Raw genomic sequence first — 24943 nt, 5'->3', positions numbered from 1 at the left:
GTCAGACCTCGAGCAGTTCGGATTCCTTGGCCCGGACCGCCTCATCGATGCGCCCGGTGTAGGTACCGGTCAACTTGTCGAGCTCGGCCTCGGCGCGGTGGACGTCGTCCTCGCCCGACTCACCGTCCTTGACGAGTTTGTCGAGGGCGTCCTTGGCGTGGCGGCGGATCGAGCGAATGGCGACCTTGGAGTCCTCGCCCTTGCCCTTCGCGACCTTGACCAGCTCGCGCCGGCGCTCCTCGGTCAGTTGCGGGAAGACGACGCGGATGATCGTTCCGTCGTTGGTCGGGTTGACGCCCAGGTCGCTGTCGCGGATCGCTTTCTCGATCGCGTTGAGCTGCCCGGCGTCGTAGGGCTTGATGATCGCCATCCGCGCCTCGGGGACGTTGACGGTGGCCATCTGCGGGATCGGCGTGGGAGCGCCGTAGTAGTCGACGACGAGGCGGGCGAAAGCGCTGGCGTTCGCGCGGCCCGTGCGCAGCCCCGACAGGTCGTCGCGGGCCACGTGGACGGCCTTCTCCATCTTCTCCTCGGCCTCGAAGAGGATCTCGTCGATCACGTCGTTCCTTCCGCTCGCACTCGTGTGCCGATCTTCTCGCCGCGCGCCACCCGGGCGATGTTGCCGTCGGCCAGGCCGAACACGATGATCGGCATCCCGTTGTCGCGGCACAAGCTGAAGGCGGTGGCGTCGGCGACGTTCAGGCCGCGCTGGAGCACGTCGTCGTACGTGATCTCGTCGAACCGGGTTGCCGTCGGATCGGTATTCGGGTCGGCGCTGTAGACGCCGTCGACGCCGTTCTTGCCCAGCAGCAGCACCTCGCACCCGATCTCGAGCGCGCGCTGGGCGGCGACGGTGTCGGTGGAGAAGTAGGGCAGGCCGGCGCCGGCGCCGAAGATGACGACGCGGCCCTTCTCGAGGTGCCGCTCGGCGCGGCGCGGGATGTAGGGCTCGGCGACCTGGCCCATCGTGATCGCCGTCTGCACGCGGGTCGGTACGCCGGCCTTCTCGAGGAAGTCCTGCAGGGCGAGGCAGTTCATCACCGTGCCGAGCATGCCCATGTAGTCGGCGCGGTCGCGGTCCATGCCGCGCTGGCTCAGTTCGGCGCCGCGGAAGAAGTTTCCGCCGCCGACGACGATCGCCACCTGCGTCCCGCCGGCGACGACCTCGGCGATCTGCTCGGCCAGGGAGTGGGCCACGTCGGGGTCGACGCCGATCTTGCCGCCACCGAACACCTCGCCGGACAGCTTGAGCAGGACTCGCCGGTACCAGTTCGCGGGCGTCCCCGAGGGCGCCGGCGCCGACGACAGAGGGGCCACCTCGATGTCACTCACAGCGGCCCCTCTCGTCGTCAGGAGATTCTCGGAAGAACCCTAACCGCTAAGCCTGCCCGACCTCGAAGTGCACAAACTTCGACACGGACACTCCGGCGGCGTCGAGGACCTGCTTCACGGACTTCTTGTCCTCGACCACGGAGGGTTGGTCGAGCAGCACGATGTCCTTGAGCGCCGCGCTCACGCGGGCCTCCACGATCTTCGGCAGCGCGGCCTCGGGCTTGCCCTCGGCGCGCGTCTTCTCCTCGGCCACCCGGCGCTCGGAGTCGACGATCTCGCTCGGCACCTCGTCGCGGGTGAGGTATTTCGGCCGCATCGCGGCGATCTGCATCGCCGCGCCGCGGGCCGCCTCGGTGTTGTCGCCGGTGAACTGGACGAGCACGCCGACCTGCGGGGGCAGGTCGGACGACTTGCGGTGCAGGTAGGTCGCGACCTGTCCGTCGAGCTTGACCGCGCGGCGCAGTTCGAGCTTCTCGCCGATGATCGCAGCCAGGCCGCTGATGCTCTCCTCGACCGTCTTGCCGTCCTTGAGCTTCTCCGCCTTGAGCGACTCCGCGTCCGAGGCCGGAGAGGAGGCGAAGTGCGCCACGATGTCACCGGCGAGCGTCTGGAACTGCTCGTTCTTGGCCACGAAGTCGGTTTCGGACGCGATCTCGATCATCGCGCCCTCGGCCGCGGCGACGAGGCCGTTGGACGCCTGTCGGGTCTCGCCCCGCTTGGCGTTCTTGGCCTCGCCCTTGACCTTGAGGATCTCGACGGCCCGCTCGTGGTTGCCCTCAGCCTCTTCGAGCGCCTTCTTGCTGTCCATCATCCCCGCGCCGGTGGCGTCGCGGAGCTTCTTCACGTCTGCGGCGGAAATCGTCGCCATGTCAGTCTCTGTTTCCGTTCCTGGTGGTCGAAGTGGGTCAGGCGGACGGTGCGGAGGGCGGCGTCGCCGCGGCCTCGGCTCCGGCGGCCGGCTGGAGGAGCTCGCGCTCCCATTCCGGCATCGGCTCGTCGACGGCCAGCTGACCGGTGGCGGGCTCCGGCTTGTCGTCCCGGCCGGCGTTGGCCGCGTTCGCCGCGCGGGCCACGAGGCCCTCGGCGACGGCGTCAGCCACCACCCGGGTGAGCAGGGCGGCGCTGCGGATCGCGTCGTCGTTGCCGGGGATCTTGTAGTCGACCTCGTCGGGGTCGCAGTTGGTGTCGAGGATGGCGACGACCGGGATGCCGAGCTTGCGGGCCTCGCCGACGGCGATGTGCTCCTTCTTGGTGTCCACGATCCACACCGCGCTGGGCACCTTCGTCATCTCCCGGATGCCGCCGAGCGAGCGCTCGAGCTTGGTCATCTCACGCGTCAGCATGAGCTGTTCCTTCTTGGTCGCCACGCCCTCCCAGTTCGCCTGCTGGCGGGCCTCGAGCTCCTTGAGCCGCTGCAGCCGCTGGAACACGGTCTGGAAGTTGGTGAGCATGCCGCCGAGCCAACGCTGGTTGACGTAGGGCATGCCGACGCGGGTCGCCTGCTCGGCGATGGACTCCTGCGCCTGCTTCTTGGTGCCGACGAAGAGCACCGTGCCGCCGTGGGCCACGGTCTCCTTGATGAACTCGTACGCCTTGTCGACGTAGGTGAGCGTCTGGTGCAGGTCGATGATGTAGAGCCCGTTGCGCTCGGTGAGGATGAAGCGCTTCATCTTCGGGTTCCAGCGACGGGTCTGGTGTCCGAAGTGGACGCCCGACTCGAGCATCTCCTTCATGGTGACGACGGCCATGCCGGTCGTCCTCCTTGCGTGTTCGTGCGCAGGCGGCGCTGCTCGCACAGCACCACGTCGTGCGCGGCCTCGGTTGTTGCGGACCGGCCGGGTGACCGATTCGCCCTGGTACCCGGTGTCGCGGTCAGGGGGGCCGGGCCGGCAAAGTCGCCGGGACGGACCGAGGCTGGCCGCCAAGCCCCTTGTTTCGTTCAGGAGCCGGGCACGCGAAGTCACCCCGATCTCTCGGGGTGCACATGAAGCTTACCCCGTAGCCGGCCGGTGCCGGGACCATGCCCGGCCCAGCCTGCGACCGGCGCCCTACGAACGGCGGGCGAGCGCGGCGGCCTCGGCCCGGCTGCGGACGCCGAGCTTGGCCAGGATGTTGGAGACGTGGACGCTGACCGTCTTCTCGCTGATGTACAGCGTGCCGGCAATCTGGCGATTCGTCCGGCCCTCGACGAGGTGGCTCAGCACGTCGCGTTCGCGGTCGGTCAGCGCGATCAGGCCGGACCGCTCGTCATCAGCAGGGCGCCGGCCGGTGGTGCCCAGCGCCCGCAGCTCCATCAGCATCGGGGTGGCGCCCATCGTCTTGGCCGCGGTCCGGGCGAGGTCGGCCTGCTCGGCCGCCTCGTCGGCGCGACCGGTCGCGCGCAGCGCCTCGGCCAGCCGCACCCGCGACCGGGCCTGCGCCACCACCTGCCCGTAGTCGAAGGCGTCCACGGTCTTGCGCCAGGCCTCGACGAGTTCCTCGGCGGCCGGTGGATTCTGCCCGGTGAGCCAGCGCAGCCGGGCACCCTCGGCTTCCAGCCGGGCCAGCCAGGCCTGGCCCTCCCGGCCGAGCGCTCGACCGCGGGGCAGGCCCTTGTCGGCGCTCTTGCACCCGTCGGCGAGCAGGCGGGCGCCGTCGGCCGCCAGCAGCTCGTGCTGGGACTCCGGCGCGCGGGCGGCCGCGGCCCCCAACACGGCGATGCCCATCGCCGACAGCTGTATCCGGGCGAGGAACCACGGATCGAGCCACAGGGTCCCGAGCGCCTCGACGAGGTCGTCGATGAGCGCCAACGCCGGTGCCGGTTGCGCCTGCTGCTCGTAGATCTCGAGCGCGCCGAAGACGGAGTAGAGGCCGACGCGGCCTTCCCGGCGCCAGTACGGCCGTAGCTCGTCGACGACGGGCAACGCATCGACCTCGCCGCGGCCGGCCTGCACGGTCAGCGCGGTCGACCGGAACACCGCGTCGGCCATCATCGTCGGCTGCTGGCCGCGGGTGTCGAGCGTGCGCAGCGCGCCGTCCCAGTCACCTCGGACGTACTGCATGGTCGCCGACATTGCCCGCGAGTGCAGACCGAAGGCGTCCCACGTGCGGCCCAGCTCGACGGCCCGCTTGCGGTTGAGCTGGAACTCGTCCTGCGCCTTGTCGAGTTCGCACTGTTCGAGCCAGAGGCTGGCCAGGCTGTAGCGGCTGCGCAGCTCGGAGGCCGCGTCACCGGAATCGCGCGCCTGCTCGACCACGGTCGCGATCAGGCGGGCCGCTTCGCCGGGGTCGACCGTGCGCCGCGCCAGCTGAGCGAGGGTGGTGCGGGCATCGGTGGCCGAGTTGCGGCAGTCGATCGCCTCGCTGACCGCTAGGGCCTCGCGCGCGGTCCGCTCGGCATCGACTTCCTGGCCCATGATCAGGGCGACCCGCGCATGCACGGCGAGCAGCCGCGCCCGGAACGCAGTCGGCGGCTCGGCCGGGACGAGATGCAGCGCTTCAGACGTGAACGCCATCGCCTCGTCGTCGATCTCGTTGCCCAGCGCCGCGATGACCACGGCCAGCAGCAGCGTCGCCCGCCGTTCCGGTGCGGCGTCGGGTGGCAGCTCGGCCAGCGCGCGCCGGGCCAGCTTGAGCCCCCGCTGGGTATGGCCCGCGGCATCCGCGGCTTCGACGGCGGCGAGGATGAGATCGGATCGGTCCTCGGGCGCATTCGGGACCTGGGGGGCCAGCTCGAGTGCGGTCTCGTAGTGCTGCAGTGCCTCTTGGGGTGCTGCGAGCGCCATCGCCTCGTGACCGGCCGCGACGCTGGCCGAGTAGGCGGTCGGCAGGTCGTGGGATGCGCGGGCGTGCCGGGCCAGTTCGGCCGCGCGGCGGTCGGGCCGGGCGGAGAGCACGGCAGCGTAGGTGGCGTGCAGGCGCACCCGTTCTCCGGGCAGGAGGTCGTCATAGATCGCCTCGGCCAGCAGCGCGTGGCGGAACACGTAGCCGCGGCCACTGGAGGTGAGCTGCAGGACGTGCGCGTCGATCGCATCGCGCAGCGCGTCGTCGAGCCGCGAGCCGGGCAGATCGGCGACCGCCTCGAGCATGTCGTGGGTGACCCGGCGGCCGCCCACCGCCGTGACGCGGACCAGCTGTCGGGCATCGTCGGACAGCCGGTCGAGGCGGACGAGCAGCAGATCGGCGAGGTGCCACGGCAGCTGCCGGGCGTCGGCGCACTGCTCGGCGGCGTTGATCAGCTCTTCGGCGAAGAAGGCGTTGCCGTCGGCGCGGGTGACGATGCTGTCGATCTCTTTGTCGGCCATGCGGCCTGCGTGCACCGAGCGCACCAGCGCCCGGACATCGTCGGCCTCGAGGGGGTCGAGCTGCATGCGCGTCACGGCGAGCAGTCGTGACCATTCGGCCAGCGTGCGGCGAAGCGGGTGGCGGCGGTGCAGGTCGTCGCTGCGATAGGTGACGACGAGGGCGACCCGTTCACCGTCCATGCGGGTGAAGAGGAAGCCGAGCAAATCGCGGGTCGCCTGGTCGGCCCAGTGCGCGTCCTCGACGACCAGGGCGACCGGCCGCTCTGCGGCGAGGAAGGCAAGTCCGGCGAGCACCGAGTCGAAGAGCTCCCCGCGCTCGACCGGGAACTGGTGTTCGGCCGCCCGGCCGGGCAGCAGCCGGGCGAGCGCCGGGAAACTCGACACCAGCTTCTCGCCGAGTTCGGGGTCTTCGGCACTGAGCCGGGTGAACGCCTCGGTGAAGGGCAGGTAGGGCGGTGGCGTGTCACCGAGGTCGACACAGTGCCCGATCAGGCAGAGGACGCCATCGGCAGTGGCCGCGCCGAGCCACTCGGCGAGCAGTCGGGTCTTGCCCACGCCGGCGTCGCCGCCGATGATGACCGCGGCCGAGGTACCGGCCCGGGCTTCGGACATGGCGTTGATCAGCGTGGCCATCTCGGCAGCCCGGCCGACCAGCGGCGCGGTGGAACGAGGCACGGTCCTATCTTGGCCCTGCCCACCGACAGATATGAGCCCGGTCACGTGATCGCGTGCAGTTTCGCGACGGGCGAACGGTTCACGGCATGGTCCTGTCGCTCACATGGCTGACAGTGCGCTCCTGAGTGGACCCGCTACATCGGCAGAACGTCCTATTCCGGCGCCGGGCATGCCTTAGCCGAGAATGCCGCCGGGTTGTGGACGGCGGACCTCCCTCGTCCACAACCGGCGCCGCAGCGGCGGCGAATTCGCCAGGCTGGACCGATGCTGATCCGCGCCGTCGTCGCGCTGGGCCTGTTGGCGCTCTCGTCGAGCGCGCCGCCGGCTACGGGACGCGCAGGGCCGGCGCCGCAGCCGAGAGCGGTGCGCCCGGGCGCGGTCGGCGTCGTCACCTACGTCGCGCCGGCCAACCCGCTGCGCGTCGTTCGCCCGTTCCGAGCGCCGGCGAGTCGGTACGGCCCCGGGCACCGGGGGGTGGACCTCGCCGTTGGTGCCGACCGGGCGGTCAGGTCGGCCGGCGCGGGCATCGTCCGGTTCGCCGGATCAGTCGCCGGCCGCGGAGTGATCGTCCTGGCCCACGGCGACGGCGTCAGCACGGAGTACGAACCGGTAGCGCCGTCGGTCCGGGCCGGTGCCCTGGTGCGGGCCGGCCAGCTGATCGGTCACGTGCGGGGGACCCATCCAGGCTGCCGTGGCACGTGCCTGCATTGGGGCGCCCGGCGGGCCGACGACTACTTCGACCCGCTGACCCTGCTGAGGCCGTTGGGCCCGGTGGTGCTGCTCCCGTGGCCCGGTGACGGCTGACGCTTCAGGCCCGGGGATGCGCCTGCTGATAGCTGCGGCGCAAGCGTTCGACCGACACGTGGGTGTAGATCTGCGTGGTCGACAGGCTGGCGTGGCCGAGGACCTCTTGAACGCTGCGCAGGTCGGCGCCGCCTTCCAGCAGGTGGGTCGCCGCGGTGTGCCGCAGGCCATGCGGCCCGAGACCGGGCGCCCCCGGGACCGCGGCAGCGCGTCGGTGCACGATGGTGCGCACGGTGCGCTGGTCGATCCGGTTGCCGCGGACGCCGACGATCAGCGCCGGGCCGGCGGCTGCAGTGGTCAGGGCCGGCCGGCCGTCATTCAGCCAGTCGTCGAGCACCCGGTCGGCGGCCAGACCGTAGGGCACGGTCCGCTGCTTGGCGCCCTTGCCCAGGACCCGCAACACGCGCCGCTGGCGGTCGACGTCGTCGATGTCCAGACCCACCAGCTCGGAGACGCGGATGCCCGCGGCGTAGAGAAGCTCCACGACGAGCCGGTCGCGCAGCGCGATCTCGCGCGGGGCGTTGGGGTCGAGCTCGACCGTCATCAGTTCCTGCGCTTCGTCCACCCGCAGTACGGCCGGCAGCGTGCGCCGCGTCTTCGGGCTGGCCAGCAGCTGGCCCGGGTCGGACGCGATGAGCCCCGCTCGATGGGCCCATGCGGAGAACGTGCGCAGAGAGGCGGACCGGCGGGCCATGGTTGCCCGGGAGACGCCGCGAGCGCGCAGGACGCCGAGCCAACCGCGCAGGTTCGACAGCTCAACATCGGCGACCGAGCGGCCCCCGAGCCGGGCGAGGTGATCGAGGTAGCCGACGACGTCGCCGAGGTAGGCGCGGACGGTGTGCGCCGACCGGTTGCGTTCGAGGCGGAGATGCCTCTCGAACGCGTCGACGGCATCGGCGAGAGCGGGCGGCAGTTCCGCGCGTAGGCGGGCGACATCGATCCGCTCGCTGGGCGCTCGATCGGCCGACATGGGTCGAACCGTCGCGCGCAGGGTATGGCTCGGTCAAGCCGCCACGCGCGGGCGGCTGGGAGCGCCGCCCATCCAGGTCGCCGGCGACCGACCCGTCATGGCGCTTGCGTGGATGTCGTCGGGCGGGTCGCCCGCGCGATGCGGTAACCACCGTCCGCCGCCTCGATCAGCCCGGACATCTCGAGTATCGGCAGCGCGCGGATGACGGCCAGGGGCGACAGGCCGGTGCGCACCGCCAACCGGTCCGGATGAACCCAGGCGCGAGCGGGAAACCCGTCGAACACCTGGCGGGCCGGCTGATCCAATTGGTCGAGCCGGCTCCTCAGGTCCGGCGGGGACGGCGGTTGCGGGTCGACCGGCAGGTCACCGGCCGAACCGATCATGAGCAGCACGTCGTCCACGTCGGACACCAGGCGCGCAGCGCCGGACTCCGCGGCGATCAAGGCGTGGCAGCCGACCGACATCGCCGAGGTGACCGGGCCGGGTACGGCCATCAAAGGGCGGCCGAGCCCGACGCAGTGATGTGCGGTGTTCATCGCCCCGGACCGCCGGGCCGCCTCGACGACGACCGTTCCGGTGCCCAGCGCCGCGATGACCCGGTTGCGGGTGAGGAAGCGACGGCGCTGCGGCGCCGAGCCGGGCGGGCTCTCCGAGATCAGCAGTCCCGACTCGGCCGCGCGTTCGAAGAGGGCGGTGTTCCCCGGCGGGTAGGCCCGGTCGAGCCCGCCGGCGGAGACGACGACGGTTTCCTGGGCGACGGCGAACGCCCCGCGGTGGGCGGCCGCGTCGATCCCGTACGCGCCGCCGGAGACGACGAGGAAGCCTCGTTCGGCGAGGCCGCTGGCCAGCTCGCGCGCCACCCGCTCCCCATACGGTGTGGCGGCCCGGGCGCCGACGATGGAGACGGAGCGCACGCCGACCGAGGCGAGGTCGGTCGTCCCGCGCACCCAGAGAGCAAGCGGCGGAATGAGTTCGCCGCCCTCGGCGTGTCTGCGCTGGCCGGAGCGGTAGGTCTCCAGCCGGCGCAGCGCGGTGGCCTCGAGCGCTGCGAAGGCGAAGTGCGGCCATTCGTCGGACTCCGGGACCACGAGCCGGATTCCGTGCCGATGCGCGGCCTCCAGGTCGGCAAGCGGATCGGCATGTGCGGCGCGGGCCGCGGTCGCGTCGGACACACAGTCGTCGACCCGTCCGGCCCTGATCGCTTCTGCCGCCTGCACCGGCCCGTCGCGCCGGACCATGTCCCACACCGGGATCGAGGCCGGCTCGGCGACGCGATTGAGGAACGCGCGCGCCATCAGCACCTCTTCGTTCATGCCGAGCGGCCATGTCGCCAGATCGCTTCGCACGCGTCGCTCATGCCGCCCACGAGGTCTCCTGCCCGGTGCGGAAGTAGAGCGCCTCGGAGATGTCCTCCACGCTCGGCACCGTCCGTCCGGCAAGGTCGGCAAGGGTCCAGGTGAGCCGCAGTACCCGGTCGAAGCCTCGGGCGCTCAACGCGCCCTTCTCGAGCTGGTGGCGGGCCGGACGCAGCACCTCGCTGGTCAACGCCCACGGCCCGTTGCGCAGGATCGAACCGGGTACCGCCGCGTTCAGCCGGTACGGCGTTGCCTTCCACCGAGCGGCCGCCGCCGACCGTGCGGCGACCACCCGAGCCGCCACGGTGGCACTCGACTCACGGCCGGCGGTCTTGTCGAACAGGTCGGCGTGGGCAACCGGGTCGACCTGTACCCGCAGGTCGATGCGGTCCAGCAAAGGGCCCGAGAGCCGCTGTTCGTGACGCCGCTTGGTCATGGGCGGGCAGGTGCAGTTGAGGGCCGGCTTTCCGCAGGGGCACGGGTTGGCGGCCAGGACGAGCTGGAACAGCGCCGGGTAACGCACGGCTCCCCCGCTGCGGTGCAGGACGACCGAGCCCGACTCGAGCGGCTGGCGAAGTGCATCGAGCACTCTCGGCGAGAACTCCGGCGCCTCGTCGAGGAAGAGAACTCCGTGGTGGGCCAGACTGATCGCGCCCGGACGCGCCAGGCGAGAGCCGCCGCCGACGAGGGATGCCACAGTCGCGGTGTGGTGCGGCGCTTGCAGTGGTGGCCGACGGACGAGCTGTGGTCGTTCGCTCAGCAGGCCGGCGATGGAGTGGATGGCGGTGACCTCCATCGACTCGGCGTCGTCGAGGAGGGGAAGGAGCCCGGGCAGCCGCTCGGCGAGCATGGTCTTGCCCGCGCCGGGGGTGCCCACCATGTACAGGTGATGCGCACCGGCCGCAGCGATCTCGAGCGCTCGTTTGGCGAACGTCTGACCCGCCACGTCGGCGAGGTCGGCGCCGGCGGCGGGGTCAGGCGCCGGATCGCCGGCCGAGACCGGCGGCAGCGCCGGGCCCTCGCCGGTCAACCAGCCGACGATCTCGCCGAGGTGTTCGGCGGACCGGACATCGACCTCGGAGACCAGAGCCGCCTCGGCGGCGTTGGCGGTGGCGACCACGACGCGGCGCGCCCCGAGCCGGCGTGCCGTCAGCACCGACGGCAGCACGCCCCGTACCGGCCGGAGGCGGCCGTCGAGCCCGAGTTCAGCGATCCACACCGCCCGGCCCACCGAGTTGGCCGGCACCGACCCGGCGGCTGCGAGCACCGCCAGCGCGAGCGCGAGATCGAAGCGCGAGCCCACCTTGGGCAGATCGGCCGGGAGCAGCGCCATGGTGATCTTCTGGTGCGGCCAGTCGACGCCGGAGTTCAAGACAGCCGACCGCACCCGCTCCCGGGACTGGAGTACCGAGGCGTCGGGCAGGCCGGTGAACGACAGGCCGGGAAGGCCGTTTGAGATGTCGCACTCCACCTCGACGAGCTGACCTTCGAGCCCAGTGAGGGCGACCGCGAGCGTGCAGGCCAGCGGCATCAGAACGCGCCTCTGACATGGACGACCTCAGGCCCGGTGCCGGCTGAGCGAACGACCGCGACCACGTCGAAGCGCAGAGCCGCCCAGGAAGAGTCGTCACCCGCCTCCCGCCGGGTTAACAGGTAGCGCAACGCCAGTTGGCGGATACGGGCGGACTTGACCGGGCCGACCGCCTCGGCGGGCGAGCCGAACGCCAAGGACGACCGCGTCTTGACCTCGACGAAGACCAGTTCGGCGCCGTCGCGGGCGACGATGTCGAGCTCACCCTCGCGGCAGCGCCAGTTGCGCTCAAGAATGACCAGCCCGGCCGTCTCGAGATGGTCGGCGGCGACTTGCTCCCCGTAGCGCCCGACGGCGTCCTTCACTCGCATGGGCGCAACCGTGCCCGATAGCGCTGACCGCGATCCCGCTCAGCGCTGCAGTTGTGGATGGCGGCCCTTCGACGGACTGACACACCCGCCGGGTTGCCGGTCCGGCCCGTAGTCGGCGCTCGGTCCGAGCTGCGGCCTCGGCCGCACCCGCGGGGGCGTCGCGGCCCGGATCCTGTCCGCCTCGGCCGCCGGTATGCGCAGTAGCGCGGCCAGCGGGTCGTCTCCCGCCTCCACCGGGCGACGCTGGAAGGCGAGGTCGAGCCGGCGGATCAGCTGGCGGGCGCCGTCGCGGCTCAGCCCGTGCCGGCGCGCCACCTCGCCGGGCGTCGGGCTGCCCTCTGGCCCGCGCGCCGCCTGCGCTACGGCGACCCACGTCCGCACGCTGATCCGAGTGCCCTGAAGCACCGTCCCGACCAGCACGGAGAACTGCCGGCGGCAGGCACCGCACTTCCACACCCGGCGCTCGGATCGCGTTCCCGTTCGGGTCGGTCGCGAGGTGCCCGCGGCGGGAGCGAGGTAGTGGCTGCGGCCTCCCGCCCCGCAGTGCGGACACGACGGTGCGCCGCCGCCCCACCGCAGCCGCTCGAGCAGCTCGTAGGCCGCCGCCTCGGTGCGCGGTTCGCTCGGGAGCCGGCGATCGATCACTGTCAGGCGCCGAAGCCGCCCTTTTCCGGCAGCGACAGATCGGGCTTGTCGAGTTCCTCGATGTTGACGTCCTTGAACGTGACCACCCGCACGTTCTTCACGAATCGCGCCGGTCGGTACATGTCCCACACCCACGCGTCACGCATCGTGAGTTCGAAGTAGATCTCGCCCTCGGTATTCAGCGGCCGCAACTCCACCTCGTTGGCCAGGTAGAAGCGCCGCTCGGTCTCGACGACGTAGCTGAACTGGGCCGCGATGTCCTTGTACTCGCGGTAGAGCTGCAGCTCCATCTCGGTCTCGTAATTTTCGAGATCTTCAGCGCTCATGTTTCGATCCTCTCCCCAGCCCCCGCCGCCCGAGCCGCGGTGATCATGCGATCACCGCGGCCGCTTCGGGCACCTCGAGGTCGATCCATTCATTCTCACCCACCGGGTCCAGCCCGCGCAGAGCTCGCCGGACATTGACGTAGCGGCGGCGATGCTGCGGACATGGGCCGTGACTCGCCAGCGCGGCGGCGTGTGAGGGCGTGATGTAGCCCTTGTGCTGGGCAAAGTCGTAGTGCGGCCACTCGTCGTGCAGCTCCGTCATGATCGCGTCGCGAGTGACCTTGGCCAGGATCGAGGCGGCCGCGATGCAGGCGACCGTCGCGTCGCCCTTCCACACGGCGGTCGACGGCACACCGAGGCCCGGCACGGCGAAACCGTCGGTCAGCGCGTAGTCGGCGGCCGGCGCGAGCGTGCCCAGGGCGCGGCGCATCCCGGCCAGGTTCGCGACGTGCAGGCCGTAGGCGTCGATCTCGGCGGCCGGGATCACCATGATCGAATAGGCGACGGCGCGGCGGGTCACCTGCCGGTACAGCCGTTCCCGGGTCGCCGCGGTGAGAACCTTCGAGTCGTCCAGCCCGTCGATGCGGCGCCCGGCCGGCAGGATGCAGGCCGCGACGACCAGTGGGCCGGCGCAGGCGCCGCGGCCCGCTTCATCCGCACCGGCCACACGTTCGAACCCGGCGCGGGCCAGCGCGGATTCGTAGCCGCCCAGCGGGCCGTCCCGCCGCACAACGAAGCGCGGCGGCCGGAAGCTTGACCCGGCGGTTTGCATCGACGCCCTCATGACAGGCCGAGGCTACCCGTCGGGTCAGCGGCGACGACGGCGACGGCGCACGGCGAAGACAGGCAGCAGCACCGCGCCGGAGACGAACGCCGCTACGTCGGACGAGGCGGCGAGCGCCGCGCTCTTGAACGTCGAGGGGGTCCCGAGGGTGCGCCAGCGCGACGGCGGCCAGGCGATCACGAAGGCCTTGCCGATGACGTTGGCCACGGGCACGGTGCTGGTCCTCGGATCGCAGGTGCTGTCGTCGCCGGAGTCCGACGCGCTTGTTCCGCAGTGGTAGCGGGAGTCGGCCGAGTCGTTGCGGTGATCGCCCATCACCCAGAGCCGGCCCTTGGGCACGGTCACCGCCGCGAACGCCCTGGGAGCGGCCGGCCCGGGCATGTACGTGTACGGCTCGTGCAGGGTGCGGAAGGGCCCGTTCGGACCCTTCGTGCTCACCATGACGTGGCCCTCCGCGTCGCCCTTGACGGTCTGTCCACCAGTGGCGATCACCCGCTTGACGAGCACCTGGCCGTCCGGCGGCACGAAACCGATCAGCTGCCCGAAGCCGCGGATCGTCCTCACGATCGGGTTGCTGGGCGGCTTGCTGGTCGGCTCGTCCCAGCCGGGCGGCGCGTCGAACACCACGATGTCGCCGGGATGCGGATCGCGGAAGTCGTAGATCAGCTTGTTGACCAGAATCCGGTCGCCGTGGCAGCCCGGGCACCCGTGCAGCGTCTTCTCCATCGACTCCGACGGGATGTAGAACGGCTGGACGATGAACGTCTTGACCAGGATGGCGATCACGATGGCGAGCAGGACGAGACCGGGCAGCTCCCACCAAGGAGCCTTCCGGCGCGTCTTCTGCTTCTTGGCGGCCTTCGGCGCCCGCCGCCGGCCGGTGTAGGCCCGGCCACTCGCGGCTTCACGCGCCGCCACGGTTTCCGGCGGAACGGAGCTCATCGCCTGGGTCTGCGGGTCGCCCGTCTCCGGAGCCGCCGCGGCCGGTGCGAAAGGCGATGTCGGACCGGACGGTGCGGGCGGCGCGGAAGCATCCGGCCCAAACGCTTCGGGGGCGGCCGGCGGCGGGCCGAACTGGGGTGGAGCAAAGGGCGGCGGGGTGAAGGGAGGAGGTGACGCCGACGGCACGCCGTCGGCGGGCGGCACGGAGCCGCCGGTGCCGCCCTGATCTGTCATGCGCCTCGCCCGCTTGCCGCGCCCTAGCGCGTAACGGTCTCGCGCTTCTCCTTGATCTTGGCAGCCTTGCCGCGGAGATCGCGCAGGTAGTACAGCTTGGCGCGTCGAACATCGCCGCGAGTGACGACCTCGATCTTCTCGATCACCGGGGTGTGCACCGGGAAGGTGCGCTCGACACCGACGCCGAAGCTGACCTTGCGAACGGTGAACGTCTCGCGGGCGCCACCGCCCTGGCGGCGGATCACCGCGCCCTGGAAGACCTGGACGCGGGAGCGGCTTCCTTCAATGACCCGCACGTGCACCTTCAGGGTGTCACCCGGCCGGAAGTCGGGGACGTCGCTGCGCAGTGATGCGGCATCGAGGGAATCGAGGGTGTTCATGCGGTTTCGCTCTCGTTCTCGTCGGCTCGTACGGTGACCGGACCGTTCGCCCGGTGCCCGGATGCGGGCTGGTCCCGCGCGCTGAAGCGCAGCGGGCAACCCCACGATGATGCCACATCCAGGGGTCCGGGCCGTAATCGACCGCCCGCTGCCAGCCGCCGCTCAGCCGAGCAGATCGGGGCGTCGCTGCGCCGTGCGTTCCCGGCTGAGCTGCGAGCGCCACCGGGCGATCGCCGCGTGGTTGCCCGAGAGCAGGACGTCCGGGACGTCGAGCCCCCGCCAGGTGGCGGGTCTGGTGTACGCCGGTGCCTCGAGCAGTCCGGCCGGCCCGGCGCCGAACGAATCGTCCACGGCGGAGTGCTCGTTGCCGAGGACGCCGGGCAGCAGCCGGGAGACGGCCTCGGCGATCACGAGGACCGCAACCTCTCCTCCGGAAAGCACGTAGTCGCCCAGCGACAGCTCCTCGACCTCCATCCGCTGCGCGGCGTAGTCGATGACCCGGGCGTCGATGCCCTCGTAACGGCCGCAGGCGAACAGCAGCCACGGCTCGGCCGCCAGCCGGGCGGCCGTCGCCTGGGTGAAGCGGTGTCCGGCCGGGGACGGCACGATCAGCCGCGGCTGCGGACCGTTCGGCGGGGCGAGTTCGTCGAGCGCCCGGCCCCACGGCTCGGGCAGCATGACCATCCCCGGGCCGCCTCCGTACGGCGTGTCGTCGACCGTGCGGTGGACGTCGTCGGTCCAGCGGCGCAGGTCGTGGATCCCGAGTCCGACCTGGCCGCGCTCGATCGCGCGCCCGAGAAGCGACTGGCGCAGCGGCGCCAGATAGTCGGGAAAGATCGTGACGACATCGATCTTGAGCTGAGGGCCGTCGCTCATACCTCGAACAGCCCCTCGGGGGGATCGATCACGACAGACCGGCCGGCGAGGTCGACGGTGGGGACGATGGCCGCCACGAACGGGATCAGCTGCTCCCGGGCGTCCATCTGCACGACCAGGTAGTCGGCGCCGCCCACGTGGATCACGTCGGAGACCGGTCCCAGCTCCTCGCCTGCGACGGTGCGCGCGGTGAGCCCGAGGAGGTCGGTGTCGTAGAACTCGTCCGGGTCCTCGAGGGGCGGGCGATCGGCCGCCGACACCACCAGCTGGACGCCGCGCAGGGCTTCGGCCGCGGGGCGCCCGTCGATCCCGTCGAAATGGACGACCAGCTTGCCGCTGGCCGACGTCGAGGAGATGACGGTCAGCGGACCGGCCGACGGCGGATCGGTGCGCAGGACCGCGCCCGGCGCGAAACGCTCCTCGGGGGCGTCTGTGAACGGCGCGACGAAGAGGTCGCCGCGCACGCCGCGGGCCGGACCGATCCGCCCGACGACGACGAGATCGTCCGGGTCCGCGGACACGACAGGCTCAGCGACGGTCGACGTCGACGACGTCGACGCGAATGCCACGGGCGCCCACCCCGTCGCCGACACCCTTGATCACCTGGCGCAGCGCCTTGGCGGTGCGCCCGTTGCGGCCGATCACCCGGCCGAGGTCGTCGGGGTGCACGCGGATCTCGAGTCGCTGACCGCGCCGGTTGTCGATCATGTCGACCTGCACGTCATCGGGGTGATCGACGATTCCGCGCACCAAATGCTCGAGGGCCTCCTCAAGCACCAGCGGTCTCCGTCGAGGGCTCGTCAGCGGCCGGCGCCTCAGCGGCCGGCGCCTCAGCCTTCGGCGCGCTCGCCTTGGTCGCCTTCTTCTTCGGCGTGGTCGCGGCCGAGTCGGCGCCGGGTTCGCCGGACACCTCGGCCAGAGCGGCGTTGAAGAGCGCCTGCTTGTCGGGCTTCTCGGCGGGCAGCTTCATCGGCTCGGGAGCCGGCAGGCCCTTGAACTTCTGCCAGTCGCCGGTGACCTTCAGGATGGCGGTGACGGCCTCCGTCGGCTGTGCGCCGACGCCGAGCCAGTAGGCGGCCCGATCGCCGTCGACCTTGATCACGGATGGGTCGCTCTTCGGGTGGTACTCGCCGATCGTCTCGATCGAGCGGCCGTCCCGCTTGGTGCGGGCGTCCGCGACGACGATCCGGTAGTGCGGCTCACGCATCTTGCCCAGACGCATCAGCTTGATCTTGGTTGCCACGAGTGTGGGTGCTCCAGACTTGGTCAAGTGTGGACGGACCGGTTCCGGGTGGGGTACACCGGGTCCGGGCGTCCGGATGGACTGGCGGGCACTAGGTGAGAGGGGCCGCGCGCCTGCCGGTACTCAGCCCGCCATTCTGCCAGATGGACCGGGCAGTGGCCGCCACACGTCATTCGGGCCTGCTCGCCCCTACACTTTCGCCCGGCGGAGGTGCCGCAGCAGAGGAGGCGAGCGCGCATGACGGTGCGCCGAGTGCAGCCTCCCTCCGGTTCGTCGCGGCCCACGCTGGAGATGGTGGCCGCGCGCGCCGGGGTGTCCCGGGCCACCGCGAGCCGGGTTCTTCGCGGATCGAGCAAGGTCAGCGGCAGCGCCCGGGAAGCCGTGCTGCTCGCCGCCGACGAGATGGCCTACACGGTCAACCGGGCCGCCCGCGCCCTCGTGACGCGGCGCAGCGACTCGATCGCCTTCCTCGTGGCCGAGAACGAGGACCGGATGTTCCGCGATCCGTACTTCCTCGGGGTCCTGCGCGGGGCGCAGGCCGAGGCCGCCGCCGCCGGGATGCAATTGGTGTTCGTGATCGCGTCGTCGGCGGTTGACGTGGAGCACTTCACCACCTTCGTCGGCGGTGGGCACGTCGACGGGGTGCTGCTCGTGTCTCTGCACGGCGACGACCACCTCGCACGGCGCCTCGAGACGCTCGGCGTTCCGACGGTGCTCAACGGCCGGCCGTTCACCCCCGACACCGGCATCTTCAGCGTCGATTCGGACAACGTCGGCGGTGGCCGGCGGGCCACCGACGTGCTGGTCGCCCGGGGCGCCCGTTCCATCGGCACCATCACCGGGCCGCTGGACATGGCGGTAGGGCAGGACCGGCTCAGCGGTTATCAGCAGGCGCTCGTGGCGGCGGGACTGCCGTACCGGAGCAGCGCGGTGGTGGAGGGCGACTTCACAGTCGAAGGTGGCGCCGAGGCGATGGCCCGGCTGCTCGAGGCGCAGCCCGACCTGGACGGCGTGTTCGTGGCCTCGGATCTGATGGCGCTCGGGGCCATCCGGACCCTGACCGAGCGCGGGCGCCGGGTCCCGGCTGACGTCGCGGTCGTCGGTTTCGACGACGTGCGCGAGGCACAGCTCACCACGCCGCCTCTGACGACCCTGCGCCAACCGCTCGACGAGCTCGGTCGGTCGATGACCCGGGTGCTGCTCGCCCGCATCGGCGGCGACGAGGTACCGCAGCGAACGGTGCTGCCGACCGAACTGGTGCGCCGCGGGACCGCATGAGACGCTGGGAGCGCTCTCACCCCCGCCGCTAGGAGCCGTCACCGCATGAGTTCGATCGACACCGCCCGTCCCGCCGCCCACGCGACCGGGGTGCCGCCTCGACTGCGCTTTCCCGGGAGCTTCGTCTGGGGAACCGCCACCGCGGCCTACCAGATCGAAGGCGCGGTGGACGAGGACGGGCGCGGCCGGTCCATCTGGGACACGTTCACGCACGACCCCGGGCGCGTCATCGACGGCACCGACGGCGACGTGGCGTGCGACCACTACCACCGCATGCCCGAGGACGTCGCGCTCATGGCGCAGCTCGGCCTCGGCTCGTACCGGTTCTCGATCGCGTGGCCCCGGATAGTGCCGACCGGCTCCGGCGCGGTGAACCGGGCCGGTATCGACTTCTACAGCCGGCTCGTGGACGCGCTGCTCGAGCGCGGCATCGAACCGCTCGCGACGCTGTACCACTGGGATCTGCCGCAGCCGCTGCAGGACGCCGGCGGCTGGACCAACCGCGATACCGCGAACCGCTTCGCCGAGTACGCGGCTGTGGTCGGAGGCGCGCTGGGCGATCGGATACCGACGATCACGACGTTCAACGAGCCGTGGTGCTCGGCCTTCCTGGGGTACTCATCGGGCGTGCACGCGCCGGGCATCACCGACAACGCGGCCGCCCTCGCTGCGGTCCATCATCTCAACCTGGCGCACGGCCTCGGCGCGGCCGCGCTGCGCGCGGAGCTGCCCGCCACCGGCAAAGTCTCGCTGACCCTCAACCTGGCCGTCGTCCGGGCCGCAACGGAGAGTCCGGCCGACCGGGACGCTGCCCGGCACGTCGACGGCCTGGCGAACCGCATCTTCCTGGATCCGGTGCTCAACGGGCACTACCCGGAGGACGTCCTGGACGACCTGCGGCACATCACCGACTGGGCATTCATCCGGGACGGCGACGCGGCCGCCATCAACGCGCCCATCGACCTGCTCGGCGTGAACTACTACTCCCCCACCCGGGTGGCTGCGGCGACACCCGCGCTGCAGGCGGAAATGTCCGGGCGCTGGGTCAACGACCCGATGAGCACCGACGGGCCGTCGCCGTTCCCGGGCACCGACCTCGCGGTGTCGGTTCCCCAGGACGGGCCGTACACGGCCATGCACTGGCGCATCGAGCCCGGCACGCTGACCGAGCTGCTGCTGCGGGTGCACCGCGAGCATCCCGACCTGCCACTGATGATCACCGAGAACGGGGCGGCCTTCGACGACGTGGTCGAGGACGATGGGGCGATCCACGATTCCCGGCGGATCGACTACCTGCAGGGCCACTTCGCCGCCGTCCACGACGCGATCGCGCAGGGGGTGGACGTCCGCGGCTACTACGTCTGGTCGTTGATGGACAACTTCGAGTGGGCGTGGGGCCTGTCGAAGCGGTTCGGGATCGTGCACGTCGATTACGCGTCGGGACAGCGCCGGCTCAAGGACTCGGCGGTCTGGTACCGCGACGTCATCGCCGCGCACGGCCTGAACTGAGCCAGCCGTCCGCTCACCCGGACAGGTCCCAGCGCCGCCGCACGACCGGGACCGGCACCGGCTCGCCCACCTGTTGCCGAGTGAGCGCGAAGGAACGCACCCGCAGGTACCAGATCGTCAGCTGGACGGTGCCGAACGCCTGCACGGCGACCGCCACGAGCACCGCCCACCGCAGCGTGCCGGCGGTGGTCGCGCCCTGGGCGTCAACCGCCCAGCCGATCCCCAGTGCGATCAGGACCGTGGCGAGGAAGCCCCCGACGTTGACGACACCGGACGCCGTGCCGAGGGTGCGGGCGTGGTTGTAGTCGCGGGCCAGCGCGAACGCGGTCATGGACGCCGGACCGCCGAGCGCCATGAACACGAACAGCGCGACGACGTAGCCGGTCGGCGGGTGGTCGGCGTAGGCGAGGACGAGGACCAGCCAGCCCGCGATCGTCAGCAGGCACACGCTCAGCGCGATCGGGACGCGGACGACCGGGCGGTGGCCGATCAGCCAGCCGAGAGCCGGGCTGGCGGCCCCGGCGCCGATCACACCGCACATCAGCACGGTGCCCGCGCCGGCCGTGCTCAGCCCGGCGGCCTTGACGAGGTACGGGCTGCCCCACAGCACGCCGAACGCGGTCGTCGTCGACATGCAGGCGAAGTGCACCCAGAAGCCGAGCCGGGTGCCGGGCAGCGCCCAGGCGCCCCGTACCCGCGTCCACACGCTGCCGACTCCGGCGCGGAAGTCGCCGACGCCGCGGACCGGCCGCGCCGCCGGGGTGTTGTCAGGTAGCAGCGCGAACACCGCGACGGCGGCAACGAGAGAGACGAGGGCGGCGACCCCGAACCCGGTGGTCCACCCGGCATGCCGCAGGACGAGGGCCAGCGGCAAGGTCGCCAGGACGTTGCCGATCATTCCGGTCATGCCCGTCAGCGACACGATCAGGGGATAGCGCCGCGGCCCGAAGCGCAGGGCCGCGAAGCGCAGCACGCTGACGAATGTCAACGCGTCGCCGGCTCCGAGCAGGAAGCGGGCGAGCAGCGCCACGGGATAGGACGGGACAGCGGCGAAGAGCAGCTGCGCGGCGCCCATCACGAGGGACGCCACCACGAGCAGCCGACGCGGGCCGTAGCGGTCGACGAGAACGCCGGTAGGGATCTGCAGCGCCGCGTACACCCCCAGCTGCAGGAAGATGAACACGCTCAGCTGGGCGGCGGTGATGCCGAATCGCCGCTCGGCCAGCAGCCCGGCGACACCCAGGGACGTCCGGTGCAGCACCGCGAGCAGGTACACCGAGACGGCCAGCGCCCAACCGAACACCGCCCGCCGCCGCTCCGCCGTCGCTCGACTCGGGGTTGCGGACGAGGCGGTCATGACCTCTCAATCGTACGGTCGCTCAGGCCACCACCACGCCACGCAGGATCATGCGCTGCGGTTTCAGCACTGCGGCCAGATCCACCCGGGGATCGCTGTCGTAGACCACAAGATCGGCCGGCGCGCCCTCGTCCAGGCCGGGCAGCCCCAGCCATTCCCGGGCGCGCCACGACCCCTGGGCGATCACCTCGGGCTGCGGGATACCGGCCCCGATGAGCGCCCGGATCTCGTCGCGAACGAGGCCGTGCGGCAGCGAGCCGCCGGCATCGGTTCCGGTGAATACGGGAAGCCCCGCCTCGTGCGCAGTGCGGACGCGTTCGCGCGAGGTGGCGAACAAGGCGCGCATGTGCGCCGCGTAGACCGGGAACTTCCCCGCGCCCGCGTGCGCGATCTGCGGAAAGTTGTCGATGTTGATCAGCGTCGGGACCAGCGCACAACCGGCGTCCACCGCCGCGGCGATCAGGTCGTCGGTCAGCCCCGTCCCGTGCTCGATCGAGTCGATGCCGGCGGCGATCAGACCAGGCAGGGCGTCCTCACCGAAGACATGGGCGGCGACGCGCACGCCGAGGTCGTGCGCACGGGCGACCCCTGCACGCAGGGCGTCGTCGGGCCAGACCGGCGCGAGGTCGCCGAGTTCCCGATCGATCCAGTCCGCGGCCAGTTTCACCCATCCGTCGCCGGCCGCCGCCTGCCGCTCGACCTCGGCCACCAGGTCGTCGGGCTCCACCTCGACGCCCAGACCGCGCACGTAGCGCTTGGGCCGGGCGATGTGCCGGCCCGCCCGGATGAGGCGGGGCAGGTCGGCGCGGGACTGGATGCTGCGGTTGTCGACGGGTGAGCCGGCATCGCGCAGCAGCAACGCGCCGGCAGCGCGGTCGAGCAGCGCCTGGTCCGCCTGCCCGTTTGGATCGGGTACCGGGCCGCTCGGCGCGAGCCCGACATGGCAGTGGGCGTCGACGAACCCAGGCGTGATCCAGCCGCCGGAGGCAACGGTGTCGGCCGGGCCGCTCGGGCGGCTGAACGTCAGTCGTCCGTCCAGCACCCACGCATCACGTTCGGCTTCGTCGGGCAGGAAGATTCCGCGCAGGTGGACGACCATGCTTGGAACCTATCCACCGCTACGGCAGGAAGTAGCCGGACAGGTCGACTACCGCGTTGGTGGTACCGGCGCTGTTGTAGAGCCCGAACCGGTTCAGCGTGGTCGGCGCCGCAGTACCGGGCGGAAGACCCACGAAGGCCGCGTTGGACACCGTCCGACCGGCGGTGAAGCTGAGCACCGATTTCAGCCCGGACGGCCGGGACGATCCCGGATAGTGCCCGAGATAGCCGGTGGCCGTGGCGGACACCTCGAGCAGGTTGGTGACCAGCGTGGTTGCCGACGCCGGCACGTCGCCGAGGTTGGAACCGTAGATCACCTGCGCGCCGCCGGGTGCAAGGGGCAGGGAGGCCCGGCCGCCGGCGAAGCCGCCGGTACCGGTGCGGGTGTCGACGATCCGCTGCGGGGAACCCAGCGCGACGTAGTGCGACCCGGACGCGCCGAGGTAGCCCTCGACGTCGACGATGAAGTCCGCCGTGCCACCAGTGACCTTGAGGCAGAACTGGCCGGCTGGGCTCAGCTTCACGATCGCCTGGTTGGAGCGCACGTATTTGCTGTAGTACAGCGTCGACCAGGCGGATGCGCAGGAGGGCCCGCCACCCGCTCGCCCACCGGCCAGCATGCCGATGGTCGTCAGGTTGACCAATGCCGCGGTGGCCCCGGCGGGCGCACCGGTGGTCACCGTCACGGTGCCGCCGGAGGCGATCTTCGCGTGGTGCCCCCCGACGGTCGTGCGAGTGTCGAGGACCCGACTGGGCGCGGCGAACGAGGTCATCAGGCCGGGCTCCGCGGCGGTGCCGAAGTAGCCCACCTCGTCGACTACGACGTTGACCGAACCGGTCGAGTTGCGAAGCGTGATCTTGCCGCTCTTCACGGCCACGATCGCGAAGACCGACGCGGTGACCTCGACCTTCGGCAGCGCCAGGTTCACGGTGTTCGGGAACGGCATGTTCCCCGCGTAGGCCGACAGGTAGGTGTTCGCCGTCGGACCGGTTCCCGTGATGTTGACGGCGACCGCCGTGGCGTCCGCCGGGAGTCCCGGCACCGTCACCTGCACGGTTCCGCCGGCCCCGAGTGGCGCCTTGTGCCCACCGGTCGTCGTTCTGGTGTCCAGGATGCGGGTCGGTCCGGTCGGCTGGTAGCGCGACCCCGGCGGCGCCGCGACATCGCTCGGCGCGCCCAGGGTGAGCAGGCCGTGGCCGAAAGTGTTCGTCGGCGGATTGTTCGGCGCACCGGAGTTCGCGCGCTGCTCGAGGAAGTTCTGGATTTGGGCGGCGTCGAGGTTGGGGTTCGCTCCGGCGACCAGAGCCGCCGCGCCGACGACGTGAGGGGCGGCCGCCGAGGTCCCGAAGAACCCATCGCCGCCGCCAGGCGACGGGACGCCGTACACCGGGGAGCTGACGCCGTCCCAACCGGTGATGTCCGGCTTCGCCCGTCCGTCGATCGTCGGCCCTTGCGAGCTGAAGGGTTCGAGGGAGCCGGCCGGGAAACCGTCCAAGCCGACGTCGGCGGCTCCGACCGCGAGGGCATACGGAGAATCCGCCGGCGAGGCGATGCTGCGGCTCGCGGCACGAGCCGGGTTCTGGCCCGACAAGTACGACGGAGAAACGTCGCCCAAGTAGGTCAGGTCGTAACGCACCTTCGGGAACCCAGGGTCGACGAAGACGGCGACATCCCATTCCTGATCGAACGCGGCCGTGTTGGAGACAGGAATCTCCAACCAAGGCGCTGCTCCTGCCGGCTGATCGATCACAACCGTAGGCAGGTCGTAGCCCGCGTCGCACGCCGCGTCGGTGCATTGGAACGGGAAGGCCGCGATCGAGAGGGGGGCGGACGAGGCCGGCCACTGATCCCACTGCACGTGCAGGTCGGCCTGCCCTCCGCTCGGACCAGCCAGATTCGTGCCGGCCACGAGAACCCCGTCCACCTCATCGGCGCTGCCGTCGAGGTCGACCAGACCGTCGGCGTCGGCGTCGGCCAAGGTGCCGCCCCAGTGGTCCGACGCCGAGTTCCCAGCTGCCTCGACCCACAGGATCCCGGCCTGACGCGCCTTGCGCACCGCAGCCGCGACCGAACCGCTCGCGCCCGTACCGTCGCCCCGGCCGTCACCGGGGAAACCGAGCGAGCACGAGACGATGCTGTCGTGAACCGGCAGCGCCAGTTCATCGGTGACCACCTGATTCACTCCGACCGAATCGTCCACGCAGTACAGGTGCAGGGTGGCGTCGGGCGCCATCTGGTGGACGATCTCCGCGACTGCCGTTCCATGCGACGACAGGGACGAGTCGGCGCAGTGGTCTCCGGTGATCGTGAGCCCGGCCGGGAGATCGCCGGCCGTGACCGCCGCAGCGAGCCCCTGGAAGCCGCCATCGATTATCGCGATGGCGACCCCGGATCCGGTGTCCCCGGCCTGTTGCCAGGTGCCGGGTGTCGCGGCCGGCCCGGCGTTGCTGGCCGCGACGCCCTCCGACGTGACAGTGGACTGGGCGAAGCCGCGCACAGGCTTGTCGACGGCCTCGACACCGGCGCTCGCCGCCAGCCGGCTGAGAGCCGCGCGCGGCACCTGGGCGGTGACCTTCCCAGGGACCGCCGCGATCACCTTTCCGTTCACGGCGGCGATTGCTGAAGTGATACGCGTCGTGGCCCCGGAAACGGTCACCTCGACGTTTCGCAGGGAACGAGCGTCCGCCGTGAGGTTCGGATCGAGGGCCGTTGTCGGCGCTGCGTGCGTTCGGCCCGCGGCCAGGGCGCGGACGTCGCGGTGCGCGGCGGCGCGCGGCTTCGAACCGGGCCACTTGGGGCCGCGCCACTCGCGTGAATTGGCGACAAGGCGGGTTGACCCGGAGTGCGCCGCCGTCACCGACGTGGGGGTGGCAAGGGCTGAGGTGGTGCCGGCGATCACCAGGAGGGCGACGGTGACGGAAAAAGGAACACGAGCGCGCATGACGGAAC

The 24943-nt window shown here is 71.4% G+C and carries 24 protein-coding genes; 3 read left to right on the top strand and 21 right to left on the bottom strand.

Annotated elements, in window-relative coordinates:
* Position 1: 1 nt before the first annotated feature.
* The 5 genes from frr to ABR571_RS13245 all read right to left on the bottom strand — a co-directional run bounded on the left by frr (position 2) and on the right by ABR571_RS13245 (position 6290).
* Positions 2-559 (bottom strand): ribosome recycling factor, encoded by a 558-nt coding sequence (gene frr / locus ABR571_RS13265; protein WP_409453678.1) that lies wholly within the window; start codon positions 557-559, stop codon positions 2-4.
* Positions 556-1323 (bottom strand): UMP kinase, encoded by a 768-nt coding sequence (gene pyrH, locus ABR571_RS13260; protein ID WP_409453720.1) that lies wholly within the window; start codon positions 1321-1323, stop codon positions 556-558. The genes frr and pyrH overlap by 4 nt, the downstream gene beginning before the upstream one ends.
* Before the next feature lie 55 nt (positions 1324-1378).
* On the bottom strand, positions 1379-2200 hold the full coding sequence (gene tsf, locus ABR571_RS13255; protein ID WP_409453677.1) for a translation elongation factor Ts: 822 nt from the start codon (positions 2198-2200) through the stop codon (positions 1379-1381).
* A 37-nt stretch (positions 2201-2237) separates the two neighbouring features.
* Entirely contained in the window at positions 2238-3080 is an 843-nt protein-coding gene (gene rpsB / locus ABR571_RS13250) for a 30S ribosomal protein S2 (RefSeq protein ID WP_409453676.1), read from the bottom strand.
* 300 nt (positions 3081-3380) lie between these two features.
* Positions 3381-6290 carry an AAA family ATPase gene (locus ABR571_RS13245; protein ID WP_409453675.1) on the bottom strand — a complete coding sequence of 970 codons (2910 nt, stop codon included), beginning with the start codon at positions 6288-6290 and terminating at the stop codon, positions 3381-3383.
* A 264-nt stretch (positions 6291-6554) separates the two neighbouring features.
* Between ABR571_RS13245 and ABR571_RS13240 the strand changes: the two genes are divergently transcribed.
* A complete protein-coding gene (locus tag ABR571_RS13240; protein WP_409453674.1) occupies positions 6555-7094 on the top strand; it encodes a murein hydrolase activator EnvC family protein in 540 nt (179 codons plus the stop codon).
* Between the two features lie 4 nt (positions 7095-7098).
* On the opposite strand, the gene ABR571_RS13235 is transcribed toward ABR571_RS13240, so the two are convergent.
* The 13 genes from ABR571_RS13235 to rpsP form a co-directional block, all read right to left on the bottom strand.
* Positions 7099-8064, bottom strand: a complete 966-nt coding sequence (locus tag ABR571_RS13235; protein ID WP_409453673.1) for a tyrosine recombinase XerC — start codon at positions 8062-8064, stop codon at positions 7099-7101.
* Positions 8065-8159: 95 nt separating this feature from the next.
* A complete protein-coding gene (gene dprA / locus ABR571_RS13230; protein WP_409453672.1) occupies positions 8160-9410 on the bottom strand; it encodes a DNA-processing protein DprA in 1251 nt (416 codons plus the stop codon).
* Between the two features lie 7 nt (positions 9411-9417).
* Positions 9418-10950, bottom strand: a complete 1533-nt coding sequence (locus ABR571_RS13225; RefSeq protein WP_409453671.1) for a YifB family Mg chelatase-like AAA ATPase — start codon at positions 10948-10950, stop codon at positions 9418-9420.
* Positions 10950-11321 (bottom strand): YraN family protein, encoded by a 372-nt coding sequence (locus tag ABR571_RS13220; RefSeq protein WP_409453670.1) that lies wholly within the window; start codon positions 11319-11321, stop codon positions 10950-10952. The genes ABR571_RS13225 and ABR571_RS13220 overlap by 1 nt, the downstream gene beginning before the upstream one ends.
* 39 nt (positions 11322-11360) lie before the next feature.
* Complete coding sequence (locus ABR571_RS13215; RefSeq protein WP_409453669.1) at positions 11361-11966, bottom strand: transposase; 606 nt, start codon at positions 11964-11966, stop codon at positions 11361-11363.
* A gap of 2 nt (positions 11967-11968) precedes the next feature.
* A complete protein-coding gene (locus tag ABR571_RS13210; protein WP_409453668.1) occupies positions 11969-12292 on the bottom strand; it encodes a DUF2469 domain-containing protein in 324 nt (107 codons plus the stop codon).
* A gap of 43 nt (positions 12293-12335) precedes the next feature.
* On the bottom strand, positions 12336-13064 hold the full coding sequence (locus ABR571_RS13205; protein ID WP_409453719.1) for a ribonuclease HII: 729 nt from the start codon (positions 13062-13064) through the stop codon (positions 12336-12338).
* Positions 13065-13100: 36 nt separating this feature from the next.
* Positions 13101-14018 carry a signal peptidase I gene (gene lepB / locus ABR571_RS13200; RefSeq protein WP_409453667.1) on the bottom strand — a complete coding sequence of 306 codons (918 nt, stop codon included), beginning with the start codon at positions 14016-14018 and terminating at the stop codon, positions 13101-13103.
* 257 nt (positions 14019-14275) lie between these two features.
* Positions 14276-14632 (bottom strand): 50S ribosomal protein L19, encoded by a 357-nt coding sequence (gene rplS / locus ABR571_RS13195; protein WP_409453666.1) that lies wholly within the window; start codon positions 14630-14632, stop codon positions 14276-14278.
* Positions 14633-14794: 162 nt separating this feature from the next.
* Complete coding sequence (gene trmD / locus ABR571_RS13190; RefSeq protein WP_409453665.1) at positions 14795-15508, bottom strand: tRNA (guanosine(37)-N1)-methyltransferase TrmD; 714 nt, start codon at positions 15506-15508, stop codon at positions 14795-14797.
* Positions 15505-16029, bottom strand: a complete 525-nt coding sequence (gene rimM, locus ABR571_RS13185) for a ribosome maturation factor RimM (RefSeq protein ID WP_409453664.1) — start codon at positions 16027-16029, stop codon at positions 15505-15507. The genes trmD and rimM overlap by 4 nt, the downstream gene beginning before the upstream one ends.
* 7 nt (positions 16030-16036) lie before the next feature.
* Positions 16037-16285 carry an RNA-binding protein gene (locus ABR571_RS13180; protein ID WP_409453663.1) on the bottom strand — a complete coding sequence of 83 codons (249 nt, stop codon included), beginning with the start codon at positions 16283-16285 and terminating at the stop codon, positions 16037-16039.
* Positions 16278-16751, bottom strand: a complete 474-nt coding sequence (gene rpsP / locus ABR571_RS13175; RefSeq protein ID WP_409453662.1) for a 30S ribosomal protein S16 — start codon at positions 16749-16751, stop codon at positions 16278-16280. The genes ABR571_RS13180 and rpsP overlap by 8 nt, the downstream gene beginning before the upstream one ends.
* 252 nt (positions 16752-17003) lie before the next feature.
* Between rpsP and ABR571_RS13170 the strand changes: the two genes are divergently transcribed.
* On the top strand, positions 17004-18029 hold the full coding sequence (locus ABR571_RS13170) for a LacI family DNA-binding transcriptional regulator (protein ID WP_409453661.1): 1026 nt from the start codon (positions 17004-17006) through the stop codon (positions 18027-18029).
* 45 nt (positions 18030-18074) lie between these two features.
* A complete protein-coding gene (locus tag ABR571_RS13165; protein ID WP_409453660.1) occupies positions 18075-19538 on the top strand; it encodes a glycoside hydrolase family 1 protein in 1464 nt (487 codons plus the stop codon).
* 13 nt (positions 19539-19551) lie between these two features.
* Here ABR571_RS13165 and ABR571_RS13160 read toward each other — a convergent pair whose 3' ends face one another.
* Genes ABR571_RS13160 through ABR571_RS13150 form a run of 3 tightly spaced genes read right to left on the bottom strand, consistent with a single transcriptional unit; the run spans position 19552 to position 24935 of the window.
* Positions 19552-20895 carry an MFS transporter gene (locus ABR571_RS13160; RefSeq protein ID WP_409453659.1) on the bottom strand — a complete coding sequence of 448 codons (1344 nt, stop codon included), beginning with the start codon at positions 20893-20895 and terminating at the stop codon, positions 19552-19554.
* A 22-nt stretch (positions 20896-20917) separates the two neighbouring features.
* A complete protein-coding gene (locus ABR571_RS13155) occupies positions 20918-21994 on the bottom strand; it encodes an amidohydrolase family protein (protein ID WP_409453658.1) in 1077 nt (358 codons plus the stop codon).
* 19 nt (positions 21995-22013) lie between these two features.
* Complete coding sequence (locus ABR571_RS13150) at positions 22014-24935, bottom strand: S8 family serine peptidase (RefSeq protein WP_409453657.1); 2922 nt, start codon at positions 24933-24935, stop codon at positions 22014-22016.
* Between the last annotated feature and the right edge of the window lie 8 nt (positions 24936-24943).

It is taken from the genome of Jatrophihabitans sp. (assembly GCF_046262535.1).
In the GTDB taxonomy this organism is placed as follows: Bacteria; Actinomycetota; Actinomycetes; order Mycobacteriales; family Jatrophihabitantaceae; genus Jatrophihabitans.
This window is presented reverse-complemented; position numbering and strand designations above follow the sequence as displayed.

Bases quoted from the DNA above. Each gene is read 5' to 3' on its own strand.
- tsf (WP_409453677.1), bottom strand. From the start codon at position 2,200: ATGGCGACGATTTCCGCCGCAGACGTGAAGAAGCTCCGCGACGCCACC.
- rpsB (WP_409453676.1), bottom strand. From the start codon at position 3,080: ATGGCCGTCGTCACCATGAAGGAGATGCTCGAGTCGGGCGTCCACTTC.
- ABR571_RS13240 (WP_409453674.1), top strand. From the start codon at position 6,555: ATGCTGATCCGCGCCGTCGTCGCGCTGGGCCTGTTGGCGCTCTCGTCG.
- ABR571_RS13235 (WP_409453673.1), bottom strand. From the start codon at position 8,064: ATGTCGGCCGATCGAGCGCCCAGCGAGCGGATCGATGTCGCCCGCCTA.
- ABR571_RS13225 (WP_409453671.1), bottom strand. From the start codon at position 10,950: ATGCCGCTGGCCTGCACGCTCGCGGTCGCCCTCACTGGGCTCGAAGGT.
- ABR571_RS13220 (WP_409453670.1), bottom strand. From the start codon at position 11,321: ATGCGAGTGAAGGACGCCGTCGGGCGCTACGGGGAGCAAGTCGCCGCC.
- ABR571_RS13210 (WP_409453668.1), bottom strand. From the start codon at position 12,292: ATGAGCGCTGAAGATCTCGAAAATTACGAGACCGAGATGGAGCTGCAG.
- ABR571_RS13205 (WP_409453719.1), bottom strand. From the start codon at position 13,064: ATGCAAACCGCCGGGTCAAGCTTCCGGCCGCCGCGCTTCGTTGTGCGG.
- lepB (WP_409453667.1), bottom strand. From the start codon at position 14,018: ATGAGCTCCGTTCCGCCGGAAACCGTGGCGGCGCGTGAAGCCGCGAGT.
- rplS (WP_409453666.1), bottom strand. From the start codon at position 14,632: ATGAACACCCTCGATTCCCTCGATGCCGCATCACTGCGCAGCGACGTC.
- trmD (WP_409453665.1), bottom strand. From the start codon at position 15,508: ATGAGCGACGGCCCTCAGCTCAAGATCGATGTCGTCACGATCTTTCCC.
- ABR571_RS13165 (WP_409453660.1), top strand. From the start codon at position 18,075: ATGAGTTCGATCGACACCGCCCGTCCCGCCGCCCACGCGACCGGGGTG.
- ABR571_RS13160 (WP_409453659.1), bottom strand. From the start codon at position 20,895: ATGACCGCCTCGTCCGCAACCCCGAGTCGAGCGACGGCGGAGCGGCGG.
- ABR571_RS13155 (WP_409453658.1), bottom strand. From the start codon at position 21,994: ATGGTCGTCCACCTGCGCGGAATCTTCCTGCCCGACGAAGCCGAACGT.
- ABR571_RS13150 (WP_409453657.1), bottom strand. From the start codon at position 24,935: ATGCGCGCTCGTGTTCCTTTTTCCGTCACCGTCGCCCTCCTGGTGATC.